Annotated in this window: 1 protein-coding gene and 1 pseudogene; both read right to left on the reverse strand. The window is 62.5% G+C overall.

Annotation, left to right across the window (positions count from 1 at the left end; translation table 11 throughout):
- Positions 1-88: 88 nt before the first annotated feature.
- A complete protein-coding gene (locus AC1D0Z_RS21510) occupies positions 89-1177 on the reverse strand; it encodes a sulfate/molybdate ABC transporter ATP-binding protein (RefSeq protein ID WP_477648612.1) in 1089 nt (362 codons plus the stop codon).
- 11 nt (positions 1178-1188) lie between these two features.
- Positions 1189-1516, reverse strand: a pseudogene (locus AC1D0Z_RS21515) (sulfate ABC transporter permease subunit CysW); the annotation flags it as partial.

A 1516-nucleotide genomic window follows, 5' to 3' on the forward strand; every position in this document is an offset into this window, starting at 1 on the left:
CCTTTCAAGACAAATAAGAGATTTGCCGGACGGTGCCAATATCCGGTTAAAAGTGGTTGATTAGAGATCGCGTCAGAAGAGTCCACGGCTACCCCTCCACAAACACCCTCGCCTTGCGCGGCGTCACCACCAGCATGTCGCCTTCGCGCAAACCCATCTCGGCAAACTGCTGCGAGGTCATCTGGGCTTCGATGATCGAGTCGCCCGAGACATTGCCTTTTTGTTCGTAGCCTTCCGCGGGAATCAACTCAAGCCGCGCGATCGGGCCGATCACAATGGCGCGCTCCAGGTGGGCGACGATGCCTTCGGCGCCTGGTGCATAACGTTGCACGTCCAGGTCGTGCGGGCGCACATAGGCAAAGGCCTTGGCGTCCTGCGCGCCGGCGTGTTCGGGTGAATTGAGGCGCAGGCCTTCGAGCTGGACTTCACCTTCGTGGGCGCGGCCATGGAACAGGTTCACGTCGCCGAGGAAGCCATACACAAACGGGCTGGCCGGGTGGTCCCACACCTCTTGCGGGGATCCGATCTGCTCGACCTTGCCCTGGTTCATCAGCACCACGCGGTCGGCAACCTCCAGCGCTTCTTCCTGGTCGTGCGTCACAAAAATGCTGGTGACATGCAGGTCGTCGTGCAGGCGGCGCAGCCAGCGGCGCAGCTCCTTGCGCACCTTGGCGTCGAGCGCGCCGAAAGGCTCGTCGAGCAGCAGCACCTTGGGCTCTACCGCCAGCGCGCGCGCCAGGGCAATGCGCTGGCGCTGCCCGCCCGAGAGCTGTGACGGAAAGCGCTCAGCCAGCCAGTCGAGCTGCACGAGGTTGAGCAGCGAATGCACTTTTTCCTTGATCTGCGCTTCGCTGGGCCGCTGGCCGCGCGGCTTGACGCGCAGGCCGAAAGCCACGTTTTCAAAGACGGTCATGTGGCGGAACAAGGCGTAGTGCTGAAAGACAAAACCGACCTGGCGCTCACGGACGTGCACGTCCGTGGTGTCTTCACCGCTGAAGAGGATGCTGCCGCGGTCGGCGGTTTCCAGCCCGGCAATGATGCGCAGCAGCGTGGTCTTGCCGCAGCCCGAGGGACCAAGCAAGGCGACCAGTTCGCCCGATTGAATGTCCAGGCTGACGTCGCCCAGCGCCTGGAAGTCGCCAAAATGTTTGCTGACGTTGCGGATTTCAATGCTCATGATGTTTTCCTTTAGCGAGCGGCTGCCACGGTTGCTCCGTCAACGGGAGTCCGCGGGCGCTCAGGCGGCAAATCGGCCGCGGCTTTCATTTCTGCTTCGTGGCGCCATTCGGCCACCGACTTGATGACCAGCGTGACCAGCGCGAGGATGGCCAGCAGCGATGCCACGGCGAAAGCCGCGACGGACTGGTATTCGTTGTACAGAATTTCCACATGCAGCGGCAGCGTGTTGGTCTGCCCACGGATGTGGCCCGACACCACCGACACCGCGCCAAACTCCCCCATGGCGCGTGCGTTGCACAAAATCACGCCGTACACCAGGCCCCACTTGATGTTGGGC

It is taken from the genome of Polaromonas sp. P1_E3 (assembly GCF_056405935.1).

What these genes read in the sequence shown, in the direction of transcription:
- AC1D0Z_RS21510 (WP_477648612.1), bottom strand. Translation starts at nt 1,177, where the DNA reads ATGAGCATTGAAATCCGCAACGTCAGCAAACATTTTGGCGACTTCCAG.